The following is a 26,073-nucleotide window of genomic DNA, read 5'->3' on the forward strand; positions in this document are numbered from 1 at the left end:
AGCAGTCACCTTGCACGCTTTTCTCTATAGAACTTCTACATCCAATTCCCAATTGGATTTATTCAATGTTTTATTCATAGTAACAACTTTTGGAGGGAACGCTAATATCCAAGGTTTGCTAGAACCACTCTTCAGACTGATCTTACTTCCGTCCACAATTCCTTCAGCTACTACTTTCTCACTGTTTCGCTCGCGCACTACTACACGCAAAGCCTTTGGTTGAAATGTGTCTTCCAAAGCGCTACGGATTAGCATAGCCACAACTAAACGTCCATCCTCTTTTAAACCAATATCAAAACCAGTGAAACTAACTGTACCCGGAGCCAAGAAAGGAAGATTATATATCATATTTTCCAAACGATCCTTTTGAGTTACGGTCAATCGCTTTTCCATAGCTGGATCAATCTCTAAATTTTTTGGCCAGACGAACTCACGTTGTGGCAATCCAATAATCAGTTTCCATTGTCTAACGTCCATGGATTTTTCGTTCGTCACTAGATCTTCTGGGAAAGTAATTTCCCAAGGACGACTACTCATTGGTGGAATCGTTCCAACCGGACTCAGGTCAAATTCGCCTTTAGCAAATAAATGACCTTCAACAGCAATCGCTAGGTCTAATGTACCCATTTCTACCGGTATTGATGAGGCATTACGAATAAATAAAGCTACTGTAACGAAACCTTCACGAGGAATCAAGCTAAATCCTGTGAGTCCTAACGTTCCCTCAGGGATATCCGGCAAGCTATCATTTAAGAAGCGCAAGGTATACTTTTTCTCTTGATCCAGCATTTCATTCCATGCTGTATTAAAAGAAACATCCAGATCGCTTGATTTTAACATTTTTTCCTTCGTTTCTTCAATCCGATTATGCGTAGTCTGAGAAAGGTCTTTCTTCAGATCCTCAGGACTCCGCATCTCATTATCGTTAGTAAACCAATTCTTTAAAAAGTTAAACATAAGATCCCCCTCTTTGCTGTGATACAAAATTCCTATATGATCAATCCCGTTTTAGCGAGGTAATATCTCCATTCAGTGATCAAGAGCTATCTGCCTAACAAAAGGTTAATTCTGAGCAAGCTGCACTTTCCATTGAGATAAATCAACGTTTTCCTTTAGGATGCTCTCTTTTGGAAAAATAAACATCCATGGTTTGCTCGTTTGTGCATTTACAACAAAATCTTTTAACTGGAATACACCCTCTGCTACCTTATCACCTGTGGCATCATAGAGAGCCAGTGGCAATTGTTCAAAAGAGAGATTCTGCGTCGATCCATTACGAATTAAGAGAATTGCCCGAATCATGCCCTCATCGTTTTGCTTCGCCTGAACGCTCTGAACATTTACTTCACCTTCTTTTAACTCAGGAAGCCTTTTTGCCAGTTCAATAAAGTATTTCTTTTGATCGTCAGTTAACGACTTTACCCAAGACTCTTCCAGCTCCAAATTTTTCGGCAGGACCATTTTCTTTTGAGCCAATTCAAAGGAAAGGCTCCAGTTTTGCAAGAGAATATTTGTCGTGATAAAGTGCTCTCTCGTAAACACAAAATTCCACGGTCTAGCATGGAACGCCGGAATTTCTCCAAGCTCACTTAGATCAAATTCTTGTCGAGTAAATAGTTGATCGCCTTCGAACATGATAAGCAAAGTCATTTTTCCCAACAAAACAGGCTTATCGCTTGCATTTCGTACAAAAGCCGCTATTTCAATTCCGTCCTCATGCGGCACCATATTAAAACCGGAGATAGCAATATTGCCCTCTTCCAAAGGCTCTAATTGATTAGCCATGAAGGACATAGAATATTTCTGCATATTATCTAGCTCACGTTCCCATAACGGGTGCAGGGAAAGCTCCGTCACGTGTTTAGCGACGCCAGTTGCTTTTTGTTGTTTAGTGGTCTTCTTGGCTTTCCCATTGTTTTTATCCGAAGCTTGTATATCCGTGTTTGTAACAGGCAACACCGACTGTTCCTTACTTTTAGGCAAAGTAGCAGTGTCTTTTTCATCACCTGACAATATATTTTTCAAAAAGGAAAACATGATTTTTCCGCTCCCACGTGTATAGTATTGTCTACCTATATTCTTATCTTTTCATATTATCATAAGTAACCTTCAAAACACAAAAGCCCATATTTTCCTTAACTCAATCGTTTCAGGCATTCCATTATACCTTGTTCATATGGGGTATGTACAATACGCCCAAGCTCGCGTTCATATTTACTACCATCCAGTTGGATGGTAGATTCTGTAACATACATCATCTCCACCATTTCTCGCATAAAGGGCTGGAACCAGCCTAGCACTGTCATTAATTTGCGCACGATAGGAAGGATGAAATTGTTTCTTCCATTATATAGACGCGCTATCTCCCTGATTTGTTGTGCTGAGATCGTCCCAGCGCCTGGAATATTCCAAGTCGTTCCATACGTATTCGGGCGTTTAGCCAATTGGACAATCGCTTGTGCTGCATCAGGTGTATAGATGTATTCACGCTTGATAGTAGTATCACCAATAAAAATACTGGGCTTCCCTTTCGCCATAGACTCCAACGTAACATGTAAAAAGGTATTAGTAGCGTGCGGACCATAAAAGTCAGGTAAATGAACGAGCATACATGGAGTACCTGACTCATGTGCTTTCCACACAAGCTGTTCCATCTGTAAGCGAATCTTGCCCTTGGTCGTATGTGGTTCTTTAGAGTGCTGTTCATTTACCAGTGGTGCTTTGGCCCTGCCATATGCATAGATGTTGTCGATCACAACTACTTTCGCCCCATGATGCTTGGCGGCAGTTAAGACATTGTGCATTAAAACAGGATGACCTGTTTTCCATTCCGGATAAGGAACACTGACACAATGAAAAATCACATCCACACCTGTAGCAGCTTGTAGTAAATCTTCTAGGCAGTAGGCATCTCCCGTATATAAGGACAGAGTTGGAGAGTAGTCTAATTCTTTTGCTTCCAATTCCCATTCTGCTTGTAATTTCGTCAGCTTTTTATCAGAACGTGCAAAAGCTACCGTATGAATACCATTGCGAAGTAATTCTAAAACTAATTCTGTTCCAATACTACCTGTAGCTCCGAATACCAATGCTTTGTTCATGCTATTCTCTCCTTTTTTAACCAATGGTCAATTAATATTTAAGAAAAAACTCGACTACTGCCGAGTTATTTTTTCGATGGTTTCTTGTTTCATCTATTGTTTATTTTTTAGCTTTCTTTCGCTATTGTTCATGACGTTGCTTATTTACTCAATTCGCTTCATTCAAGCCTCACGCTAGCCAATCAATTGGCTAGCTAGGTATCGTACATGCACCTTTACAAGTGCCTCCACATCTTCATACGTTTGCTTCGTTTGAATATAATGAACGACAAATCCATGTAAAGAGAGGAATATAACCCATGGTATTGTGTACATGTTTCCTATCTTTTGTAGCGTATCTCCCGCTGCTTCCCTTACTAGGCTTGCAAAGGTTTCATAGCAACTGTCCTGTTCTGGCCGAGCGTACTGCTGAGTCTCTGGTTCGTTCGAACAAAACATCATTTCATAATGATGTGGATGGCTAAGACCAAAATGGATGAAGGTCTCCATCAGAGATTCTAATTTATGTTGAGGCTGCCTCTCTGTATCTGTTTGGTCAATTGATTTTTTCATTTGTTCCTGTAACGTACGGTAGTCCTCTTGCACAATAGCATTAAATAGCTCAGCTTTTTCTTTGAAATGATAATAAAGTGACCCGTGGCTATAGCCTAGTTTTTGTGCAATACTTCGCATAGAAACCGCTCGATAGCCTTGTGTTGCAAATAGTTCCCGAGCTACTTTTACAATCTGTTCACGGCTCAGTTCCTTAGCTACCGCCTTTCTTGCCGCCATCGTGCTTCACTCCTTATGAACTCACTTCAATTTATTTAACCAGTGGTCAATTAATACTTCGAGTATATCCTTATATTCATTACTTGTCAAAGGATAAATAGCCGTTATTTTCTCACGACATCAGAAAGAATACATAATCAAATCAAATTGCTTCCTTATTATATGCCTTCTTTACGCAGGGTATTTTCAGCTTTAATCCTCTGTGTCTATATACAAAAAAACGAGCGTATAGCTCGCTCGTCTCATTTGTCGTTTATCATCCTCTAATTCTTACTCCATAGTACCCTCGCCAGTACTTCTCGCGGTTTTCTTCTGCAAATGCAACAATCGCCACATGAGGAAAACAGCTCCAACGGCAAGACCGGCAATTAACCCAATCCAATAACCGAATGCACCTAAATCCGTAATTTGTACTAATAAAAATCCAAGTGGTAGACCAATCACCCAATAGGAAATCAAAGCGACAATAAAAGTAATGTTCACGTCTTTATAGCCGCGTAGTGCCCCTTGAATTGGTGCAGCAATCGCATCAGACAACTGGAAAAAGATGGCGTACAATAAGAAGTGCTGAGCCAGCTCAAATACCTCAATGTCATTCGTGTAAAGGGATGCCACTTCTTTATTGAAGATAACCAAAGCTCCTGAAAATAATAACCCCAGTGTTACGGCAATTCCGATTCCTAAATAACTGTACTGACGCGCATCCTTAAGTCGTTTTGCTCCTACCTCATGACCAACCACAATCGTTAATGCCATGGCGATACTCATCGGTATCATATATAGGAAGGAAGCAAAATTCATTGCCACCTGATGCGCCGCAATCGTAATGGTATCGAATCGGCTCATCAGCAGGGTAACAGCCGCAAAAATACTCGTCTCAAAGAAAATAGAGAATCCAATCGGCAAGCCTAATTTTAAAATTTCTCCCCAGGTCTTAAAGGAGAGCTTATAAAGCCTACTAAACAATCCATACTCCTTAAAATTTCCAACACGTAAAATAACAAAACAAGTAATGATCAAAATGATCCAATAGGTAACAGCCGTCGCTATCCCTGCCCCAACCCCACCTAATCGTGGAAAGCCAAATTTACCGAAGATTAACAAGTAATTTAATACAACATTAATCGGTAAAGAGATTAGGGAGATAAACATGGTAACTCTAGTCTCGCCCAAAGCATCGATGAAACAACGTAAAACGGTGTAGACAAAGAGAGGAATAATACCAAAAGCAAGTGCTAATAAAAAACTCTGAGCTATCCGGTGTACCTCTGGCTCCAGCTTCATTCCCGTAAGGATAGAAGGAATGGCAAATATACCAATTAGTATTACAGAGAGGGAAATTGCCACGCCTAGATAAATTCCTTGAAAAACAGTATAAGGAACCTTCTCCTTCTTCTGTGCCCCAATCATTTGAGCAACGATTGGAGTGACCGCTAATAGAATGCCGTTCAACCCGGTGAAAACAGGCGCCCATATACTGGTTGCAATTGCTACGCCCGCTAAATCATTCGCCCCAGCATGTCCTGACATAATCGTATCAAAGAAGGACATCGCAAACAGAGCCACTTGTGTAACCATGATCGGCAAAAGAATGAGTAAAAAATGTTTCGATTTTTGAGATAAGTTGTAGGTTTGATTCATAATTGACCCCTGTATTTTTTTGGATAATTACAAAGTCTAATTATAACATAGTTTGGGTTTTTAATTGGTAGTTTATGTGAGGATAAAAACCTTTTGAACTAATAAATAGGATAAAAAATTACATTTTACTTAGTTTATTTCAATTTTGTCTATAAAATTTCTACAGTTTTTCTTAATCGGAAAAAATTTGTACTTCTGATGAGCTTAATAACTATCTAACTGGTGTAGATAACTTTAAGTATAAAGTAGTTGTTTTAAAAAACAATGAAAAGTTTACATTTGTCTAGTAACCGCTACAGTTTTGGATGATCAAGTAGTTATAGAAATTACGTTCCCTATAGAGGTATAATTGTTTATTTTAGAGCTTTAGATCGAGATAAGGACTGATATTGGTGGATATCATTTTGCCAGGCTTACGAATCAGAAAAGGTTCCTCGTTATACGGCAGCTGGAATTGTTGTCACAACATTTGTACATATGACTAAAATACTAGATCAAATGATACCGGAAATAAAAATAAAGGGTCAACGGTATATTTTCGAGATAGTATTAATTAAGTTTTTTAAAGGTATGGGTATGAGAGGAAGATAGAGACATTGTTAGCGAGGTTGTAGAAGTGGCTTTTCCTTCAGAAGGCCTTGATATATAAGATGAAAGTTGTGTTTTCATCAATTAGAATTACAAAAATTAATGTAATTAGAGACCCCCTTAGAATGGCATTTATACCTTATCTAAGGGGGTCCTCTTTAATTACTCAATTGAGTTTATAAACAGCACTTCGTAGTTATTAAGATTGAAGAACGATAGAAGTGTCTTTTTCAGAGCCACTAGTAATTGTAATAACTACTTTACCAGCATTTCCATTTGTTCCTTCTGCAGCTACTGCTGTTACGCCTGCTGGTAATGTAGCACCACTGATTGCTTGGTTTGCTTTGGTTACTGTGGTATTTACATCAGTATCCCATTCAAGGTTTAATCCCTGAATTGTACCTTTTGCATCTGCTACTTTTTCAGCATCTGTTTTTACCGATGTCTGAGCAGCTTTTACTTTTACAGTAAATGTTTTGTCTTTAGTAACAGTACCTTTTGCAATTGTTGCAGTTAATTCGACATCTGTATCTGCTGCTTGGCGGGTTACTTTTGCTTTGTTACCATTCTCTACCTTGATAACAGTTGCATTTTTGGAAGCCCAAGTAATGCTTGTTCCATTTAGTTGAGTAGTTAAATCAAAATCACTTTCAACAGCATCAATTGTTTCACTACCAGCGAATGAGAGTGTTAAACCAGCTAGAGCGTTATCAACTACTTGAGCATCAGAAAGTCCTGCTACTTTCACATCAATGATAGCGTTAGTTTTTACTTCATATTCTTTACTTCCGATTTTTACTTTAAGATCAGTTACCACTAAGCTAGCTTTTCCTTCAGCTTTAGCGTTAATTGTATTAGTAAAAGCAGCAGAAGAATCAACTACATCAGTTGCATCGGAAAAGAATTTAATTCCTGTAATTTCTGCAGTCTTGTTAACTTTACCTTCAAAGGTAACTTCGAAGTAGTTATTTTTTAATTTATCAAGAATATTGTCACCAGCAGTAACATCTAATGCTTGACCAATTTGAGTAACAGCAGGTTTTGGTTCAGAATCTTTTACATCCAAAGACTTGGAGTAAATTTCCAAATTACCAACTTTAACTTTCACTGTATAAGTTTCACCAGCATTAAAATCAGCAGCATTAACTTCTTTTGAAATAGCTACATCTTTGTAATCAGTTACTTCTTTTCCATCTTTATCAAAAATAGTGTATGTTACACCAGTTTCAATAGGATCACCTGTAGCTGTTCCATTTGCATCTACACCATAAACAGATAGTTTAAACTTAGAGTTTTCAGCAACGTGTTTATCAAGCTCAGCTTTGAATCCTTCAACAACATAGTCGTTGATTACTCCAGCTTCTTTAACATTTACTGTTAAAGTTACTTTTTTGTCAGTATTAGCTGCGCTGAACTCAACAACTGCTGTACCGGCTTTCTTAGGTTTGATAGAGAATGTAGCTTCACCATTAGATGCATTTGCAGACGCATCGATGGAAATCACATCTTCTCCACCAGGTTTCACAGAAGCATTAATAACTTGTGCTCCTGTAAAAGCGTCATTGAATTGGTCTTTTAGAGAAACTTTTACAGTTTGAGCAGTAGTTACTTTATCAGATACATCAAGTTGGTTCTTATCTAAGCTGATTGAACCTAGTTTTGCTTCTTCTCCAACTTGAATAGTTACGATTTCATTAATTTTACCAGCTTTGATGCGAACATCAGCGCTTCCTGCTTTAATCGGAGTTAATTTACCAGATGCTCTATCAACAAGTAAAACATCCTTATTTAAAGACTCAAATTCTGCAGGATTATCACTATATTTGCCAAATTGATCTTGTGCATTGATAGAAATAACTTTATCTTGTTTAATTTTAACAATATGAACAGGTTTAAAATCAGTTGCTTTCCAATCATCTTCAGCTAATTTAGCATCTGCAATTGTAAAGTCATTAAGCTTAGTTGCAACATTTGCAGTTCCTTCTACAGTAATTCGGTTACTCTTGACAACAGTTCCATCTGCTTTTGTGTAAGTAACAACCACAAAGGCAACTTGAGGAGTGTCTAACTTAATTGTTTTATTATCCCGATCAATTGCACCAGGGATTGAAGACTCAAATTCTACTTTAGTATCAGCAGTAATATCTAGACCAGCTGCATCAAGTACTTTGTAATCAAGTAGAGTTGGAGCCTTAACAGGAATAGTCATATTTGAAGCTTCAATTTTTGCAACTTCACCTACAACAAAATCAAAATCTTTTGTTAGAACTTTATCCCCAGATTTATAGGAGATTGTATAAGTTGACTTAGATTTCAAAGGATCGTAGAAGTTTAATGTTACTTCTTTTTTATCTGCAGAAAGAGTAGCTGCTTGGATGTATTGCTTTGTTCCACTATCTTTAGCTACTACTGTAAATACATCACGATCTACAGATTCAATTGCGTTATGCAATTTAACTACAACAGTTTTGCTGTTAGTAGCACCTACGCTATCAACTACCAAATCGCCAGGAGCAACTGGTTTTTGCTCAGGTTGCATTTCTTTTTCAGTAGAAACTTCACCTTTATCACTTACAGCGTAGAAACCTTCTTCGCCACCGATTTTTTCGAAGTCTTCGCTAGTTACTGTTTTGTATTCAGCTTCTTTACCAGCTAGTTTAGCATCAATCAATTCTTGCAAAGTAGCTACTTTACCATCCCAGTTTACATAAAGAACGCTGTTTTCAACATTCTCTAGACCGGAATCATATAAATCTGCGATTAGCATTGCATTTTGTTTAATGAATGCATCGTCAGAATAGAATCTGTCCACTTTTCCACCAATATAAATTCCGCCAGATGCTGCGAAAGCAGAAGTAGCCATGCTAGTTACTAGTGCTGTAGATAGCACTGATAGGATTACTTTTTTATTCACTTACTACCCCTCCAAATATCGTATATTGAAGTATCTAATTTGCTTGTTTACATAACATTTATGTATTAGATAGATTAGAGACCTAGGTCTCTAATCTATCCATACATTTGCTTTATATATTGACGAGGTTAACTTATTTGAATTTGATTTTTAGATCAAATTTCTCTTTGCCTACTTTTACATAAGCTTCGTCAACTTTTTTGTAGCTCTTAGTGAATTCGAATTTACCATCTTTAACTTCTACAGTGAATTCTTTATCGCCAAGAACGATTGTTACTTCTTCTTCATCTTTCAAATCACCAGTTAATTTACCAGAGATCTCATAACCATAAACACCTGCAAGTACTTCAGTAGCTTGTTGTGTAGTGATGTCTAGATCACCATCTTCATTTGGATCTGGTTTTTCACCATTCCATTTTTGCTTCATGAATTGATCCATTAGGGTTTCTTTGTTTTCATCTTTCTTCAGGTAACCCTCAGTTTTTGCATCGTCAGTGCTGATAACATACAATACATAATCGATATCGTCAGATTCATCATCAGTATCAACTAGTACTACATAGTCATCTGTGTCAACTCCGCCAAGGTCTTTACCGTCTTTGTCGAAGTAAACAACATCTTTGTTAAGTCTGATGCTTTCTTTCTTCTCATCAGCAGTGTTGAAGTAGATCTTTTTAGATTCTGTTTTTGTTACAAGTGCAGGAATTACAGCTTCAACACCTGCATCTTCAAATTCAGAAGTCTTGATAGCTTTGTATTCATACTCGTCACCACGAGCGTCAACGATGATTTTAACATCATCTTCTTCGATAAGCTTGTCGCTATCTACGCTGTAACGAATGAAGGTTTTCTCAAGCTTATCGCCATTGTCACCATCATATTTGAACTCGTCTTCAACCCATTTGTTGTCATCATCACGGTGTTTGATTTTTAGGTAGTCTGTGCTTCCTTTAGTGTAAGCTTCAGTAACCACACCAAACTCAGAACCAGATGCAAGACCTTTGGAATCCAATACGAATACTGATTCTAGATCACTACCGTCTACAGTGTAGTAAACTTCAGCGTCTTTCTCAGCAACATCTTTCCATTTCAAGATCTTAGGGCTCTTAAGTTCAGGTTTGCTACCTGTAAGATCCTTAGTTCCATCAATCAATACAGTGCTGCTAGTGTATTCATATGTTTTACCGTTGATTTTAACTGTCTCATCGCTCTTCTTGGAGTTTTTGCTCCATTCAGATTTAGACATAGATTTTACTTTGTCAGGATCTTTCATTGAAACTTTTTCAATATCACCGTTTGCATTCATCTCGATTTCTGCAAGGATGAATTTTTTGTTGTTAGACAAAGTTAGGTAATCTTTAGCAAGTTCATCTTCTTTTTTCTTCAAGTCGCTGAACTTGTCGCCTTTTTCGTTTTTGATATATTTGCCTTCTAGTTTAACAGAAGTAGTTTTACCTTTTTCAGTAAACACTTTGAAGACATATCTATCATTTGTGTTATCCCAAACACCGGAAGTAGAAATAACAGCCAATTGTTTGCGATCGTTAGCTTCGTATCCTTCGATGTGACGAATACGGCCTACAGCGTCAAGATAGATCTTAACTTTTGTACCTTCAAGGTTCTTAACATCATCAGGAGAGATAGTGTCTTCGATTTCCTTGTCTTTGTCTTTCGCGAAAGAAGCGTTTCTGAAACGGTATTCTTTGCCGTCGATGCTGATACGGTAGTCGCTTTCAGACTTCGTACGAACTTTTTCAACTTTACCTTCTACAACCGAACGGTTAGCGAAGATTAAGATTTTGTCTTTGTTACCGTCTGCACGGTATGCATGGTAAACGTCCATTTCTTTAAGGTCAGCCAATTTAGCTGGTTTACCATCTAAGAATACTAGGTAATCAATACCTTCTGTTTTACCATCAAGAGATAGATCTTTACCTACCAAAGTAGTGACCTTCTTGTCAGATACTTTTTTGATTAGCTCAGAACCGAAGTGGTTGTTTACCCAGTTTTGGTCGCCACTGCGATCGTCAACGATGCTTAGGTAACGAATTTCATTCTTTGTGTTAAGAACTAGCTTAACAGAATAAGCATCGTCAGCTTCTAGCAATTTTTGTAGCATTTCTTGTACATCAGATGCTTTTGTAGCACGCTCAAAGTTGAACGTTACAGTTACATCGTCAGCGAAATCGTATTTTTTATCGCTATCAAGCTCAAGAGTAAGTTTGTTGAACTTATCTTTTTTGATTTGGTCTTTGTCTTTAGTAGGAGACAATTTTTTATTATTGTTATGGATAGCTTTGTATTTATCGAAAACAACTGTTTCGTCTTCGGAACCTTCCATCCATACTACAGTGTTATCTTTGTCTTTGATCCATACTTGTACGCGTTGACCAGCATAGTCGTTAGCATTGATGGTGTCAGCAACTTTGTACTTCACTTTGTTGAAGAAAGAACGGCTTTCAGAAGTCAATTCTACTTCGTTGTATTTCAAAGAACCAAGACCGATTACTGGTACGTTAGAAACTGAAGGAAGATCTTCAGGTTTGTTACGATCAGTCATAGTCCATTTTGTATCGTAAACTTGTACTTTTAGGTATTCGTTTAGAAGGTTCTTACCAACAAGAACTTCGTGATTGTTGTTAGATCCAACAACTGTTTGTTTCATTAGGTCAACGCGAAGAGAGTTGTCTAACATCTTCAATACGTCACCACGAACAGCTGGTTTGTTAGGATCGATAGTTACGCCATTGGAAATTCCCAATGCAGACGCTTGTGCGATGAAGTTATTTGGCCAAGTACCTTTTTGAAGTGCCAATGGCTCATAACCTAGTGCACGTACTAACATAGTAGCTGCTTCAGCATATGTTACTGTGTTGTTTGGACGGAAAGTTTTGTCAGGATAACCTTTTGCTAGGTCTTCACTAACTGCGATGCTAACCCAACCTTTGAACCAGTCAGTAGCAGTAACGTCTTTAAAGAATGGATTGAAAGTTGCAGTGTTTGCTGCTTGCTCTAGTCCACGAGCACGTACCATCAAAGTAGCGAACTCAGAACGTTTGATTGTTTGGTCAAGGTTAAGGTTACCCTTATCATCCCCTGCAGCCAAACCTAGAGCTTTCAAACGATTGATAACTTTCTCCATGCTTGGATCTAATTGTGGTGCAGTAGTATTTGTTTCTTCTGTAGTTTTTGCTGCTTCTTCTGCTCCTGCAACAACAGGAACTACGGATAGTGCTAGTGCACTTGCCAATAAGCTATTAACAACCTTTTTCATAACCTTAGGTTCTCCTCCTCTAGTATATAACAATTGATTTTGGGATATCTTATTACTAGTTGTCTCTTTCTTTTTCCAGCCCGAATCCTGCAAGCGCGTTTCACCCCCTTTCGCAGGATCGCATATTAGAAAGAACAAAATCCTTCATAATTTACGCAAAACTAGCGAATCATGTCATAAAAGTGCAACAGTCATTAGTGTATCATAGTTGCTAGACTTCGTGAATCCTTTTTTAGGAATCTAACCGTAATTACTTCGACATACTATTAAACGCATAGGATTTTAAAAAGTTGCGGTTGTTGCATACATTTTTTAAAAAAACTTTTTGTAAGTTGATAATTCTGGACGAATTGACTCACAAAGGTAATTATAATAATCGGTTTTGCACCTGTCACCTACAATCTTCTTCCATTTTTACTATCTGATACCAAAAAAAGAGGGGATAGAATGATCTATCCCCTCTTTGGTTCGTCCTTTTATTTGCCTACATACAGATGATAACTACCCCTATTTTGCTTTATTATCCCTTAGTTGATTGCAAAACTGCATTTTCGTATGCCATCACAGCTAGGTTTAACTGATGCAAATTCTTTTGATAGCTGTTTTCCGCCTTAGACAGCTCTTCCTCAGCACCAACTACCTCAATTGCTGTTGCCAAGCCGTTCTCGAAGCGTAGTTTGGTCAAACGATAGTTCTCTGATGCAGCTTCTGTTCCCTTTTTAAGTGCTTCCAACGCAGTTTTAATTGAATTTAGGTTGTAGTAGGACTGCATGAGATCCATTTTAACTTGATTTTGAGTTTGTGTTAAAGCTAATTTATTTGTTTCATATCTATTCTTAGTCATTTGTCCTTCAAACCCGGAGAGGATCGAGTATTTCTCAATAACTTCCAGTTCTTTTTCTGTGTTTGTAATTTCTTGTTCAGCAGTTAGGATGTCCACATGTTCTTTTAATGCTTTGGCAATTGCTTTTTCAACATCCATTACTTCTACATTTTCATTTGTTTGTTTTGTCAGTAGGTTCCATTTTTTATTCAGGTCCATACCCATAAATTTGTTGAGTTCTAATCTGGCGATGTCTTTTGCAGACTCAGCTTGAGCGACTGCAGCCTTAGCTTGGGCTACCCCTGCTTCTGCTTGTAATACATCAGTTTTTGCTCGTGTACCTACACCAAATGCTGCATTAGCAATTTTTAGCTGAGATTCAGAACGTTCCAAGCTTTGTTTTTTTAACGCTAAATCATCCTCGGCATTTAATAAATCGAAGTATAACTTCTCTGCACCTAGCTTAAAGCTTCCCTCTGAACGTTTCAAGGCAAGCTTTCCAAGCTTCTCCTGCCCCTCCGCTTTAACCGTTCCTACATATTTACTACTCGCAGTGCCAGTATTTTCAATCATATCTTCCTTGATTCTAACACTAGCGAATGCGGCGGCGTTTGCACCAATCATCGCATTATCTACATTGATCTTTGCTTTTTTATAATCAAGATTATTTTCTAATGTAAGCTCTACTGCTTTTTCTACAGTAAGATCGTTTGCTCCTACTTCTTGTTCTTTCTTTACATTCACTTGTTGAGTCGTTGCTTTCTCTGGTGCTGCTGAAGTGGCTGCCATAGCGAGTCCACTACCTGAGGTCATCACCATCGCTGCTACTGTTAAGGCAATCCATTTTTTTGAATAAGGAAAATTCATATCTGTACACTCCTTCTCAATTACCATTCGATTTATTAAACTCTCTCGTCTATCTACATTAGTACCATACCATATCTGGCGTAAATTGGTCTCTGGCAAATCATTCGTATTTTGTTACAGATTTGCTTAGACCTTGGTTGGCGACGCATCCTCAGCTTTGTATGCATATCCACGTTGTCTGATGCAGATTACTTGTATTGCAAGTGAATTTTTTCTTGCACTCATTTACAATACGTCTACTAGGCGCAAAAAATTACACATCATTTGCAACGATCTCTGTTTCTCGATATGCTGGTAGCATGAGGTGATGCAAATGCTACAACATTATAAAACCGTGGCCGGCTACGGAGAAGATGAGATCGTTATTGAACGATCCCGCTTCATTGGATACGCACAGCGTGTGACTACAGAAGAAGAAGCGACTGCTTTCATCGCTATGATCAAGAAAAAGCATTGGGATGCAACCCATAATTGCTCTGCATTCATCATGGGAGAGAATGACCAAATCCAGCGTTCTAGTGACGATGGTGAACCAAGTGGTACAGCTGGTAAACCCATATTAGAATGCATCAAGAAAAATGGGGTAAAAGATACTGTTGTTGTCGTAACGCGCTATTTTGGTGGTATCAAATTAGGAGCAGGTGGATTGGTACGTGCTTATACAGCTGGTACGGTCACTGCATTGAAAGCAGCAGGCATCGTTGCCCACATTCTTCACCAAGAAGTAATCATTTCTTTAGACTATCATTGGTGGGGGAAGGTGGAAAACGAGTTGCGACTGGGAAACCACCGCGTAGCAAGTATTGATTATGCCGATACCGTAACCGTTCGGGTGCAGTTGCCACAGGGAGAAGAAACAGCTTTTATTGAACGAATCACAGATCTTACAAATGGTAAGGCTACATTGACTCTGGGTACTAAAGAATATGTAGAGCTACCTGTCGAAGCCATTCAGGAAGATACGGAATAAAAAAGGTATGACATATTGAAAGACGAAACAAAACCAGTATCTACTTACTATACGCATGGAACCATTTGAAGGTTGCAACTTCCTATCAAAGAAATGGTTTCCTATACAACTATATAAGGATTATTTGTGAATTACTAGACCTTACTCGTATAAACAAGCACTTGCCAAATTACGGCAGGTGTTTTTTACTTCTAACTTTGCATCTATATTAATGAAGGAAAATTTACAGGTAAAGATTTATTTCGTTCGTAAATAAACGTAAAACTGTTCATTTTCCCCTTATTTTTCAACAAAAAAACGTGTAGATCGATCCTCTGTCTACACACTTTTCTCTCCTAATGTCTAGGAGATGATAGATGATTCATCAATTTCTTGTTCCTACATCATAAATCTTACGCATCGTGCTTACACGCTCACGTCATTTATCTCGGCGGTTCTAATAAAAAAGAGCCGCTCTAAATCAGCGGCTCTTGCTTTTATTGACCTCGACGCATCGAGTTACTTACTTTTAATTTTAAGCGTTCATAAGCATTGAGGATTGGGCGGTGCTTACGGCCGACCAGACCAACAATTTCAGTCACCATGTGAATGACAAAGCCTAAAACAGCCAGAATAATGAGCGTCATCCAAATCGTATGCTGTGCGTTGGTTACTTTCGTAAGCAAGATGGCTGCTCCGCCAAAAAACGCACTCATTCCATAGATCGTGATAACTGTTGCTCGATGGGAAAGTCCCATATTCAATAAGCAGTGATGCAAGTGCCCTTTATCCGCACTAGAAATTGGTTTGTTATTCAGAATACGACGTACAATTGCGAAGAACGTATCCCACAACGGAACCCCCAAAACCACAATCGGAATAATAAAGGAAACAAATACAGCCTCTTTAAAGCCCATAATGGATAGAGCCGCTAAATTAAATCCTAAGAATAGTGCTCCTGTATCACCCATAAAAATTTTGGCTGGATGAAAGTTAAAATAAAGGAAACCAATGATCGCTCCAAGCAAAATGAAGCAATACATCGCAACACCAGTATCCTTCATGATAATGGCCATAACACCCATGGTAGCTGTGGCGATACCAGATACACCAGCAGACAATCCATCTAATCCATCAATCAGGTTAATGGCATTAGTGACTCCAATAATCCACACCATCGTAATCGGAACGGCTAGTAAAGCTAACCAACCTGTGGAGAAGTCTAGACCAACATCCCCGAATGGAAGATTCACTACCCCAATCTTCAAGCCAAACCCCAGCACGACAACAGCTGTTCCGACTATTTGTCCGAGCAGCTTCCACTTAGGGGACAATTGATACTTATCATCAAGAATTCCTGTGATTAATACAATCGTTCCACCAATAAAGATTCCCAGCATTTCATTGGTTAAAGGCTTTAGGAAGATAAATAGCGCAACTACAAATCCGATAAAAATCGCAAGTCCGCCCATACGCGGCATAATTTTGGTGTGTACTTTTCTATCGTTGGGAGCATCGACTGCTCCAATTTTTATTGCTAGTTTTTTTACATATGGTGTAGCGATAAAAGCCACAACCATCGCAGTCAACAGTCCGAAGACATAACCAGACATGATGTTTCCCCTCTCTACTGAGACTCGGAACGTTTTTTCAAACGGCTCCACAGCACTGTGGCGACAAAGTGTGGTATTGCCAGCTGTCTTCTCCATCTCGATGGATCCTTTACTAATCGATAAAGCCATTCCAAGTGTAGCTGTTGCCACATCTTCGGCGCACGCTTTACTTTACCAGAAATGACGTCTAAGCATCCTCCAACTCCCATAGCAAGTGAAACAGGCAGTGCATTCCAGTGTTTTGCTATCCATTCATCTTGTTTCGGTGCACCCATGGCTACAAATAGTAAATTTGGTTTCTTTTCTTGTATATCTGCGACAATTCTCGCCTCTTCTTCAGGCTTAAAGTATCCATCTTGACGACCAACAATCTTGGCTTGAGGAAAACGTTCCTGTAGAACTTCAGCCGCTTTCTTATTTACCTCCGGCGAAGCCCCTAACAAATAAACCCCCCAATGGTTTTCATTTGCTTGTATCATGAGGTGTTCTAGTAATTCGACACCTGTAACACGTTCGCGGATCGGGGCGTTTAACCACCGAGCTGCATAAATAATTCCAATACCATCTGGCACGATATAGGCTTGTTCCATCAAGCGTGCCATGTTTTTGTTTCCTTGAGATAGCATCACGATTTCTGGATTGGCGGTAACGACGTGTGTACGCTCCCCGAGTTTGACAAGATCGGTCAAATGCTGCACCGTATCCTGCAAACCTTTAGTAGAAAACGGAACCCCCAGGATTCGCGCGACTTTCATAATATATGCCCCCACTAATTCTATTATGTAGGCCTTAAAGAGACAGGTTGCACGTAGCCAATTTTACTCTAAAAGAAAGGCACATTCAAGATCAATTCCAGAATGTGCCCATGTTCTTCTTTGTCTAATTTACTTATTTATTGGCGATTGCAAACATAATTTCGCCTTCCGCCACTACTTTTTCGCCAACTCGTGCCACTGCATTTCCTTTACCGACAGTGCCGCGAACCCTTGTCATTTCTACTTCTAACACCAATGTATCACCTGGCGTTACTTGTTCTTTAAAGCGGAAATTGTCAATACCTGCAAAGAAAGCTAATTTCCCTTTATTCTCTTCTTTACCCAAAATTGCTACTGCACCAACTTGAGCAAGTGCCTCTACAATTAAAACGCCTGGCATAACAGGATAGCCGGGAAAATGCCCCTGAAAAAATGGTTCGTTAATCGTTACATTTTTCAATCCAACAGAACGTTTTCCATATTCTATTTCGACAATTCGATCCACCAAAAGAAATGGATAACGATGAGGGATGATTTCCTGAATTTGTACAGCATCTAAGATTGTTGGGTATTCCACGCGTCTTTCCTCCACTTCCATTTTTTCACTAGCTAAGCTATGTATGTGAGTTGTTTAATCTACTTACAATATAAGTACTCCCTTGTCTTGTCCCAATCAGGACGAGGGTTTCCTATAGAGGGCACTTCGATTACGGAGTGCTCTTTTCTCCTATATCTTTGTTTAACAACAATACCTTCATCAAATAAATGGCACTGGTCAAAATGGAGAACAAAATAACGATCCATAATAATAATTCACCATATGTGTATTGAAACATGATGGAAGTAAACACGATATAAAATAACACGGTGGTTACTTTCCCGTAAATATTAGCTGATACGAGCTTCTTACCGCGAAAATGGAAGAGTGCAGAAAGAATAATCATTGCCAAATCTCGCAAAAAGAATACGGATGCAGCCCACATGCTAATACGATCAGACAGCAAAAACGAAAAGATAACGGCTAACATCATCAATTTATCAGCAAGTGGATCCAGCATTTCACCTGTAGCAGTAGTCATTTTATAAGTACGTGCTATATATCCATCCACCACATCCGTAAGGCCTGCGAAGATAAGAATGAAATAGGCCCAAATAATATGGTCGGAAAAGAACACAAATAGGTAGATCGGGACCAATGCGATGCGCAAAAGAGTTAACGCATTAGGGACATTCACCGAGCATACCTCCGTTTATTCCGGCTCTATAACAAGAGCGAGAAGAGTATTTTCCAGAGAAAATGGTTCACCTTATGTTCACACAAGCAATTCTCATTATACCCTTTTCACAGAACAAACAGCAACTAGGAGTACGAGCGGAATATGATATCAAAAAAGAAGTCCTCTTCTCCTACAGAAAAGGACTTCTACCTTGTCAAACTTGTATACTTTATTAGCTTGAAAACATCAAATCATAGATATGCTTGTACGTTTCAAACTGGAATGCTTGAGATAGAGGCATTTTTCCCACGACAGAAAACCCGATAGCAAGGCCTATCGCAAGAGAGATAAATAACAGGATAGGCACCATGGTTACTTTAACAAGCACTCTTGGAAAGCTCCTACCTTTTTTTGATTTTACCTCTTTTGCATCCAACTCTTCACGTTGTGTTTTACGTCCTTTTACCTGGTTCACTGCTTGGGGTCCTCCTTACTAATTTGCCTATCGGCTACGTAACATATTTGCCGTACTCATCATCTGATCGCTAATGGATAGTGCACGCGCATTAAATTGGTAAGCACGTTGAGCTAACATCAACTGGGTCATTTCCTGATTCAACTCTACATTTGACGTTTCCAGCATGCCTTGGCGTAGTTTACCTTCACCCTCAGCATAATCAATTTGCGTCATACCTGCCAGATCATCGACGTTATTCGTAATACGTAGATTATTTTGACCTACCCGCTCATATCGATCTTGGTTTGTAATCTTAAATAAAGGGATTGCACTGATAGATACTGATTTTCCGTTAACAAGGATCTCACCTTGGTCGTTGACAGTAATTTGCCCACCTTCCGGGTCATCAATGTCAATTTCAATACCTGAAGCATCGACAAGCGTTTCACCAGTAGCCGTTAGCAGATTATACCGCTCATTCTCATTCTTTTGCAAATGGAAATTACCATTCCGCGTTGCATAATACTCTTCCACAGGGCGTCCATTACGGAAAATGACTTGTCCGTTTTCATCCATCGCTTGCTTGCGAACAATAAACATGCCGTCGCCTTCAATCATTAAGTCAGTGGGAACGTCTGTCGTTAGCACTCCACCTTGTTTTAGATTGGTACGAGTCATGCCCATCTTCACACCGCTACCAATAGAGATACCCTCTGGTGTATTACGATTTTCTTGATCCTTAACTGGTTGTTTACCCATGGTGTCTGACAACAACTCAGAAAAATCTGCGCTACTCCCCTTAAAACCTACAGTGTTCACATTAGCAATGTTATTCGATGTAACGTCAATTACCTGTTGGACAGCACGCAGAGCAGATGTAGAAATATTTAATGATTGCACGCAGGCTCCCCCTTTTCTATTAGGTTACACGTCCTACTTCATTGACGGCCTTATCCATCGTACCATCTAATGTGGTAATGACGCGCTGATTAGCTTCATACGCTCTCATTACCGTCATCATGTCAGTCATTGTACGGGTTGCATCAACATTGGCACGCTCAACCCATCCTTGTCGGATAGCATAGCGTCCAGCGTCAGGGCCCTCAAGAGCTTGTACATCCTCAGGGTTTTGTGCACGAAACACATTGTTTCCCTCGCGCACCATTTGATAAGGATTGTTTGCTTTTACAAGTCCTAATTGACGTGTCGTACCGTCTGACAGGTGAATCAGTCCATCAGCATCAATGGTGATTTTACCATCTAAAAGACCCGTGTCATCACTAATCTGGATAGGACGATTATCATTTCCTAACAGATAGTAGCCATCGGTATTCACCAGATATCCTTGGGGATTGACATTCCAATTCCCATTGCGTCCATAGCGAATCTGTTCCGCTGTTGCCGCCCCGTTTGCGTTTTCCAATTTAGCTACACTAACAAATAGCTTAGGCTGAACTGGTTTTTTATTAAAGAGGGGGGCATTTTCCGGGATTGGCAGGTTATCGGTCAAAGCAACATCATATGGATTATTACTTTCAGCGATATCCCCTTGAATGAAGTTAGAAATCGATTCTGACATATAGACACCTTGATGCAATCTACCGATTTGTACCGCATGCTTGTCGATTTTCGGATAGCCTTTTACGTCAGGGCCTTCCTCATCATTCATACGCATCAATAGCTCTTCAGGAAACGCGCGTAGCACGCCCTCATTCTGTTTGTAACCCGGTGTATTAATGTTGGCCAGATTGTTAGCCAACGCCTCTTGACGGTTCTGCAATGCCACCATGCCGGAGCCGGCCGTGTATAGCCCTCTAATCAAGAGAACTCCTCCTTATCCAAAAAACTTTTTACGACTAGGAAGCTTATCAAGGTAATCAAGCATCAAGCCTGTTCCTTTGGCTACGCAGTTCATTGGTTCTTCTGCTACCAATACAGGTACTTTCAGCTCGTCCATCAACATTTGATCTAGACCGTGCAGGAGTGCGCCTCCACCGGTCAAGAAAACTCCCTTATCAATAATATCGGCAGAAAGCTCTGGAGGTGTTCGTTCTAAAACATTTTTTGAAGCTTGTACAATCTGACTGACTGATTCAGCCAGGGAAGTCTGTACCTCCTGCGAACGAATCGTGATGGTTTGCGGCAAGCCACTTACCATATCACGTCCGCGGATGTCCATTTCATCCTGGCGTGAACCATAGACTGTTCCGATCTGTACTTTGATATCTTCAGCCGTCCGTTCTCCGATTAACATTTTATATTTACTCTTTATGTACCTCATAATGGCTAGATCGAATTTATCACCAGCTACTTTGATCGATGAGGCGGTGACGATATCTCCCATGGATAGAACCGCAACATCCGTGGTTCCACCGCCTATATCAACTACCATATTACCCGATGGTTGGTAAATATCCATTCCAGCTCCGATAGCTGCAACCTTTGGCTCTTCTTCAATGAACACTTCACGTGCCCCTCCACTTCGCTCAGCAGCCTCACGGATTGCTTTTTGCTCAACAGATGTAATATTGGTTGGGCAACAGATAAGAATACGAGGACGCGCGAAAAAGCTTTTTGCTCCGATTTTAGCCATAAAGTGTTTTAACATCGCTTCTGTAATCTCGAAATCAGCTATAACCCCATCACGCAAAGGACGAATCGCAATAATGTTTCCCGGTGTACGGCCCACCATACGATGTGCTTCATTCCCTACAGCTAACACTTTTTTTGTATGATCATCTATTGCTACTACGGACGGTTCATCTAAAACAATACCTCTGCCTTTTACATAAATTAACACATTGGCAGTTCCTAAGTCGATTCCAATATCTTTACTCAACATGAAAGGGCCTCCCTGTACTTACTAACCTGCTACCTAATACTATAGGAATTATTTTGGAAATGTACAAGGAAAACCTTCATTAGATGAAATATTTCTTACACGCTCTCTTCCTGCTCCCTGCGAGCCTTTTTATTCTTACGCTTATACTTGATTTTAGTAGCCTCTCCGCCACGTAAATGACGAATCGCTTTATGATATTCTAAAATCTCTTTTACCTGGTTAGCCAGTTCGGGATTGATCTCTGGCAGCCTTTCTGTCAAATCCTTGTGTACCGTACTTTTGGACACTCCAAACTCCTTGGCGATCATGCGAACCGTATTGCGCGTTTCCACAATATATCTACCTATTTTAATGGTTCGCTCTTTGATGTAATCGTGCACGCCCCTCGCCTCCCAGCATCAAATTGTCTGATACAATATATGGGTTGAGGGGGACACATATTCTACATATCCTCATATGACAAGCTAACAAGTACCCATCTTTTTTTGGAGGGTTGTACACTCACTAGGCTTTTATCCGCGCCACACCTAGGGTTTGGCTTCTTTTACACAGCAGGAGACACATCTATAAAAAAAGAGCTGAGATTTCTCCCAACCCTTTTTTCCTGAGGTTATGCGATGGTTGTCACTTATCATTAATCCTTTTATTGCGGTTGTGCTTCTTTTAAAAACTTGTGTGGATCAACAGAGCTTCCATCCATCCGGACTTCAAAGTGTAGATGTGCTTTCGCATCCTTCTCGAATACGTTACGCCCTGCTACACCGATGATCTGACCTTGCTTGACTTCATCATTTTCCTTCACGGTAACTTTCTCCAAGCTCTGATATACACTTACCAGCTTATTGGCATGCTCGATTTCCACTAAATTGCCTACCAATTGATCATTGTAAACTTTCACAACTTTCCCGTCACCAGCAGCTGCTACATCAAATGCCTTACCATTCGTAGAGATTAAATCAATCCCTGTATGCGGTACGAAAGAATCGTTAAATTTGACTAATGAATTAGCTTGTTCATCAGCGTTTGCTTCTTCATTAAAGAAGCCCATGCCAATCTCATACATTACCTCTTTTGCTACAGGCCACGCAAGAGTTGGAGTCGTGTTGTTTACCGCAACAGCTTCCTCTTTCTCATGAACAGTAGCTGGCTTGTTTTCACCATTTACTACTGTCACGTTGTCAGTTTGTTGTGGAGTCTTGGTTGCTTGATTAAGTAAGCTTCCTTGATACCACATCACGAATGCTAGGATGATTGCTGCTGTCCCGATGTAGATAGCTGGGAATGCCCATTTTTTTCCTAAAACACTTCTCCATGTTGACTTTTTCATAGAAACAGGTTGTTTTTGATTTCTTTTATCTTCCATTTTGATCACCTCATCCCTCAGTATCGCCAGTTTTTTGACGTATAAACCTGAGAAACAAGGGAAAACTAAAAAAATTTTCTCACACCTTACACTTTCACAACATTCTGATAATCCTGCAAGGCGATTCCTTTGTAGTAATATTTAACGATCTGCTCTGCTGATTTACCAGCTTTAGCCATACCGTGTGCCCCCCATTGACTCATGCCTACTCCATGACCGTAGCCTTTTGTGGTGATCACCACATTTCCTTGTTTTATTTTCATAGAAAATGAACTAGAGGATAAACGTAGTTTTTCTCTTATCTCTTTACCACTAAACTCTTTTTCTCCCACTTTAATACGTCCAATACGGTTACCGACTGTTCGCTCCTCAACGGAATACCAATTGCCATCAGAAGCCGTTGCCACAATCATCACACCTAGCTTTTGTTGGAATTGTTCAATTGGAATCTGTACGTTTTGTTCATACCTAGGAGAATCAATATCCCAAGGACTAGCTACACTCCGCAAATAGGGGATGCGGGATGACCAGTAATCCTCTGCATTCTCAGTAAACCCGTTGCTGGTTGAAAAAAAGGTAGCTTCAATTGGCTTACCCTCATAGGTTAATACTTTGCCAAGAGTACCTTTCACAGCTTGATGAATACGATTCTGCTTCCACTCATACTGCTTTCCCCATATTTTCTTTCGCTCAGCTTCTCCCAAAAAGGCCTGGTGCTTAACAGTATCAAGTACATGTGCCCCCTTAGGTACGTCTTTAAACTCACCCTCCGCCAATCTTCGAACAATATAGGTTCGAGCCGCCATTGCCTGGGCTTTCAATGCTTCTAGCTCAAATTCAGCTGGCATTTCCGCCGCAACCACACCTTCGATATACGTCTCTAGCGGCATTTTTTCTATCTGATTTAATTTGCTACGAAAGACATTAATCTGAGGCTGGTTGTCCGAATAAGGTTCGCCCTGCTGTTCGACCATCACAACAGGGGTAACTACCGGATCAGGCGTGTAATACATGACTAGAGCTGCTGGTACAAAAACAAGGAGAGTTGGTAGGGTGAAGACCAGAAAAAGAAAGTAACGTCTCATAAAAAAATCCCCCTGCCTTTTCAACTAGACAACCTGCTGCTGTACTAGTCTATGAATGAAGGCAAGAGGATAGAACGATTTACAAGATTAGATAAACAAGTTAAGAGAGACGCTCTACGAAACGACTCATACGTTCTAGTGCTTTCTGTAATTGTTCAAAGGATGTAGCGTATGAGCAACGGATATATCCCTCTCCACTTGAACCAAATACGTCACCTGGTACAACTGCTACTTTCTCTTCCATAAGCAAACGCTCTGCAAATTCAGCGGATGCTAATCCAGTAGAAGCGATAGATGGGAAGGCATAAAAAGCTCCAGCTGGTCTATGGCATGAAAGTCCCATTTCAGAGAAGCTTTGCACAACAAAATTACGGCGTTGAGAATAGCTCTCCACCATACGATCTACATCGTCACGCCCACCACGCAATGCTTCTAGGGCCCCCATCTGTCCAGTAATCGGTGCGCAAAGCATCGTGTATTGATGGATTTTTAGCATACCCTGCAACAAATCTTCCGGTGCACATACATATCCTAGGCGCCAGCCTGTCATAGCAAAAGATTTAGAGAATCCAGAAATTAAAATCGTCCGTTCCTTCATGCCAGGCAAGCTCACAATACTCTCATGCTTTTGGTCAAAGGTTAGCTCGGCATAGATTTCATCAGAGAGTACAAGTAAGTCATGCTTGGTTAAAATTGGCTCTAATTCCTTCCATTCTTCCAAGCTCATAATGCTACCAGTCGGATTGTTCGGATAACAAAAAATAATCGCGCGAGTTTTCTCGGTGATTTTGGCTTCTAGTTCCTGTGGTGTGAGTTTAAATTGGTTTTCTGCATACGTGTGTAAAAAGACTGGTACTCCACCAGCTAAACGAATCACAGGTTCATAGGAAACATAGCATGGCTCAACAATTAGCACCTCATCACCTGGATTAATGATAGCTCGTAGCGCAATATCAATCGCTTCACTCGCTCCCACCGTCACCATGATTTCTTTGGCAGGTTCGTAGGAGACACCGATTAGCTCCTCTGTGTAACGCTGAATCTCTTTTCGCAAATCCATGAGTCCTGCATTGGAGGTATAAGCTGTATAACCGCATTCCAAAGAAGAGATAGACGCTTCACGAATGCGCCAAGGCGTCACGAAGTCAGGCTCTCCCACCCCTAGCGAAATAACACCTTCCATAGAAGCTGCCAAATCAAAAAAGCGGCGAATGCCAGAAGGTTTGAGTTCATCTACGATGGCTGACAAACGGCTTTTATTGGACACCTTACTCATGGCGTTACCACCATTCTGCGATCATCATCATAATCTTCTAAAATGGTACCATCGTGCTTGTAACGTTTCAAAATAAAGTGAGTCGCTGTCGATACGACGTTATCTAAAACAGCTAATTTTTTTGTAACAAAGTTAGCAACCTCATGCATTGTTTTACCTTCTAATACTACTGAAATATCATATCCCGCTCCCGACATAAGGTACACGGCCTTTACTTCAGGAAAACGTGAGATGCGCTCCGCTACCTTTTCAAAGCCAACCTCGCGGATCGGCGTTACTTTAACATCAATCATGGCTGTTACATTATGATTATCCTCTACACGATCCCAATTGATCAGCGCTGGATATTTCACAATAATTTTCTCTGATTGTAGACGTTTAATCTCTGCTTCAATCTCTGCTTCTGTACTATCCAATAAGAGCGCAAGTTGTTTATTGCTCAGTCGGCAATTTTCTTCCAGGAGCATTAGCAGTTTTTTGCTTTTCACAGTCTCCATGATCTTCTTCTCCCATCCATTATGTGCTGATTTATTATCA

The 26,073-nt window shown here is 40.0% G+C and carries 22 protein-coding genes; 1 reads left to right on the forward strand and 21 read right to left on the reverse strand.

Annotation, left to right across the window (positions count from 1 at the left end; genetic code table 11):
* Positions 1-24 precede the first annotated feature (24 nt).
* From BrL25_RS08695 to BrL25_RS08730, 8 genes are all read right to left on the reverse strand, one after another.
* On the reverse strand, positions 25-957 hold the full coding sequence (locus tag BrL25_RS08695) for an SLAP domain-containing protein (RefSeq protein WP_018669778.1): 933 nt from the start codon (positions 955-957) through the stop codon (positions 25-27).
* Between the two features lie 105 nt (positions 958-1,062).
* Entirely contained in the window at positions 1,063-2,037 is a 975-nt protein-coding gene (locus tag BrL25_RS08700) for an accessory Sec system S-layer assembly protein (RefSeq protein WP_018669777.1), read from the reverse strand.
* 98 nt (positions 2,038-2,135) lie between these two features.
* Entirely contained in the window at positions 2,136-3,101 is a 966-nt protein-coding gene (locus tag BrL25_RS08705; RefSeq protein WP_018669776.1) for an NAD-dependent epimerase/dehydratase family protein, read from the reverse strand.
* Between the two features lie 174 nt (positions 3,102-3,275).
* Positions 3,276-3,872: a TetR/AcrR family transcriptional regulator gene (locus tag BrL25_RS08710; RefSeq protein ID WP_018669775.1), complete on the reverse strand. Its 597-nt coding sequence runs from the start codon at positions 3,870-3,872 to the stop codon at positions 3,276-3,278.
* 270 nt (positions 3,873-4,142) lie between these two features.
* Positions 4,143-5,513 carry an MATE family efflux transporter gene (locus tag BrL25_RS08715; RefSeq protein WP_018669774.1) on the reverse strand — a complete coding sequence of 457 codons (1,371 nt, stop codon included), beginning with the start codon at positions 5,511-5,513 and terminating at the stop codon, positions 4,143-4,145.
* Between the two features lie 787 nt (positions 5,514-6,300).
* Positions 6,301-9,015, reverse strand: a complete 2,715-nt coding sequence (locus tag BrL25_RS25585; RefSeq protein ID WP_018669773.1) for an immunoglobulin-like domain-containing protein — start codon at positions 9,013-9,015, stop codon at positions 6,301-6,303.
* A gap of 133 nt (positions 9,016-9,148) precedes the next feature.
* Positions 9,149-12,289, reverse strand: coding sequence for an S-layer homology domain-containing protein (locus tag BrL25_RS08725; protein ID WP_099327318.1), 3,141 nt, complete (start codon positions 12,287-12,289; stop codon positions 9,149-9,151).
* Between the two features lie 520 nt (positions 12,290-12,809).
* On the reverse strand, positions 12,810-13,979 hold the full coding sequence (locus tag BrL25_RS08730) for a TolC family protein (protein WP_018669771.1): 1,170 nt from the start codon (positions 13,977-13,979) through the stop codon (positions 12,810-12,812).
* Between the two features lie 313 nt (positions 13,980-14,292).
* On the opposite strand from BrL25_RS08730, the gene BrL25_RS08735 reads away from it, so the two are divergent.
* Positions 14,293-14,949, forward strand: a complete 657-nt coding sequence (locus tag BrL25_RS08735) for a YigZ family protein (protein ID WP_018669770.1) — start codon at positions 14,293-14,295, stop codon at positions 14,947-14,949.
* Positions 14,950-15,425: 476 nt separating this feature from the next.
* Here the strand turns inward: BrL25_RS08735 and BrL25_RS08740 are convergent, their stop codons facing one another.
* From BrL25_RS08740 to BrL25_RS08800, 13 genes are all read right to left on the reverse strand, one after another.
* A complete protein-coding gene (locus tag BrL25_RS08740) occupies positions 15,426-16,541 on the reverse strand; it encodes a glycosyltransferase family 4 protein (protein WP_018669769.1) in 1,116 nt (371 codons plus the stop codon).
* 14 nt (positions 16,542-16,555) lie between these two features.
* The gene (locus BrL25_RS08745; RefSeq protein WP_018669768.1) at positions 16,556-17,296 is read right to left on the reverse strand and encodes a WecB/TagA/CpsF family glycosyltransferase; all 741 of its coding nucleotides are present in this window, start codon (positions 17,294-17,296) and stop codon (positions 16,556-16,558) included.
* 133 nt (positions 17,297-17,429) lie between these two features.
* Positions 17,430-17,858 carry a 3-hydroxyacyl-ACP dehydratase FabZ gene (gene fabZ, locus BrL25_RS08750; RefSeq protein WP_026314986.1) on the reverse strand — a complete coding sequence of 143 codons (429 nt, stop codon included), beginning with the start codon at positions 17,856-17,858 and terminating at the stop codon, positions 17,430-17,432.
* Positions 17,859-18,003: 145 nt separating this feature from the next.
* Positions 18,004-18,531, reverse strand: a complete 528-nt coding sequence (locus BrL25_RS08755; protein ID WP_018669766.1) for a CDP-alcohol phosphatidyltransferase family protein — start codon at positions 18,529-18,531, stop codon at positions 18,004-18,006.
* A gap of 214 nt (positions 18,532-18,745) precedes the next feature.
* Positions 18,746-18,988, reverse strand: a complete 243-nt coding sequence (locus tag BrL25_RS08760; protein WP_018669765.1) for a DNA-directed RNA polymerase subunit beta — start codon at positions 18,986-18,988, stop codon at positions 18,746-18,748.
* A 27-nt stretch (positions 18,989-19,015) separates the two neighbouring features.
* On the reverse strand, positions 19,016-19,870 hold the full coding sequence (locus BrL25_RS08765; RefSeq protein ID WP_018669764.1) for a flagellar hook-basal body protein: 855 nt from the start codon (positions 19,868-19,870) through the stop codon (positions 19,016-19,018).
* Between the two features lie 19 nt (positions 19,871-19,889).
* Positions 19,890-20,792: a flagellar hook-basal body protein gene (locus BrL25_RS08770; protein WP_018669763.1), complete on the reverse strand. Its 903-nt coding sequence runs from the start codon at positions 20,790-20,792 to the stop codon at positions 19,890-19,892.
* Between the two features lie 12 nt (positions 20,793-20,804).
* The gene (gene mreB / locus BrL25_RS08775; protein ID WP_018669762.1) at positions 20,805-21,812 is read right to left on the reverse strand and encodes a rod shape-determining protein; all 1,008 of its coding nucleotides are present in this window, start codon (positions 21,810-21,812) and stop codon (positions 20,805-20,807) included.
* Positions 21,813-21,907: 95 nt separating this feature from the next.
* On the reverse strand, positions 21,908-22,192 hold the full coding sequence (gene spoIIID / locus BrL25_RS08780) for a sporulation transcriptional regulator SpoIIID (RefSeq protein WP_003334276.1): 285 nt from the start codon (positions 22,190-22,192) through the stop codon (positions 21,908-21,910).
* A 263-nt stretch (positions 22,193-22,455) separates the two neighbouring features.
* Entirely contained in the window at positions 22,456-23,175 is a 720-nt protein-coding gene (locus tag BrL25_RS08785; protein ID WP_018669761.1) for a M23 family metallopeptidase, read from the reverse strand.
* A gap of 86 nt (positions 23,176-23,261) precedes the next feature.
* Entirely contained in the window at positions 23,262-24,260 is a 999-nt protein-coding gene (gene spoIID / locus BrL25_RS08790; RefSeq protein WP_018669760.1) for a stage II sporulation protein D, read from the reverse strand.
* Between the two features lie 100 nt (positions 24,261-24,360).
* Positions 24,361-25,536 carry an aminotransferase gene (locus BrL25_RS08795; RefSeq protein ID WP_018669759.1) on the reverse strand — a complete coding sequence of 392 codons (1,176 nt, stop codon included), beginning with the start codon at positions 25,534-25,536 and terminating at the stop codon, positions 24,361-24,363.
* Positions 25,533-26,033, reverse strand: a complete 501-nt coding sequence (locus tag BrL25_RS08800; RefSeq protein ID WP_026314985.1) for an Lrp/AsnC family transcriptional regulator — start codon at positions 26,031-26,033, stop codon at positions 25,533-25,535. Before BrL25_RS08800 ends, BrL25_RS08795 begins: the two co-directional genes overlap by 4 nt.
* Positions 26,034-26,073: the final 40 nt, after the last annotated feature.

Source organism: Brevibacillus laterosporus DSM 25 (genome assembly GCF_002706795.1).
Taxonomy (GTDB): Bacteria; Bacillota; Bacilli; order Brevibacillales; family Brevibacillaceae; genus Brevibacillus_B; species Brevibacillus_B laterosporus.

Coding starts and splice junctions, on each gene's coding strand:
- BrL25_RS08800 (WP_026314985.1), bottom strand. CDS start 26,033: ATGGAGACTGTGAAAAGCAAAAAACTGCTAATGCTCCTGGAAGAAAAT.
- BrL25_RS08795 (WP_018669759.1), bottom strand. CDS start 25,536: ATGAGTAAGGTGTCCAATAAAAGCCGTTTGTCAGCCATCGTAGATGAA.
- BrL25_RS08710 (WP_018669775.1), bottom strand. CDS start 3,872: ATGGCGGCAAGAAAGGCGGTAGCTAAGGAACTGAGCCGTGAACAGATT.
- BrL25_RS08745 (WP_018669768.1), bottom strand. CDS start 17,296: ATGAAAGTCGCGCGAATCCTGGGGGTTCCGTTTTCTACTAAAGGTTTG.
- BrL25_RS08730 (WP_018669771.1), bottom strand. CDS start 13,979: ATGAATTTTCCTTATTCAAAAAAATGGATTGCCTTAACAGTAGCAGCG.
- BrL25_RS08715 (WP_018669774.1), bottom strand. CDS start 5,513: ATGAATCAAACCTACAACTTATCTCAAAAATCGAAACATTTTTTACTC.
- mreB (WP_018669762.1), bottom strand. CDS start 21,812: ATGTTGAGTAAAGATATTGGAATCGACTTAGGAACTGCCAATGTGTTA.
- BrL25_RS08705 (WP_018669776.1), bottom strand. CDS start 3,101: ATGAACAAAGCATTGGTATTCGGAGCTACAGGTAGTATTGGAACAGAA.
- BrL25_RS08725 (WP_099327318.1), bottom strand. CDS start 12,289: ATGAAAAAGGTTGTTAATAGCTTATTGGCAAGTGCACTAGCACTATCC.
- BrL25_RS08785 (WP_018669761.1), bottom strand. CDS start 23,175: ATGGAAGATAAAAGAAATCAAAAACAACCTGTTTCTATGAAAAAGTCA.
- BrL25_RS08700 (WP_018669777.1), bottom strand. CDS start 2,037: ATGTTTTCCTTTTTGAAAAATATATTGTCAGGTGATGAAAAAGACACT.
- BrL25_RS08740 (WP_018669769.1), bottom strand. CDS start 16,541: ATGTCTGGTTATGTCTTCGGACTGTTGACTGCGATGGTTGTGGCTTTT.
- BrL25_RS08695 (WP_018669778.1), bottom strand. CDS start 957: ATGTTTAACTTTTTAAAGAATTGGTTTACTAACGATAATGAGATGCGG.
- BrL25_RS08735 (WP_018669770.1), top strand. CDS start 14,293: ATGCTACAACATTATAAAACCGTGGCCGGCTACGGAGAAGATGAGATC.
- spoIID (WP_018669760.1), bottom strand. CDS start 24,260: ATGAGACGTTACTTTCTTTTTCTGGTCTTCACCCTACCAACTCTCCTT.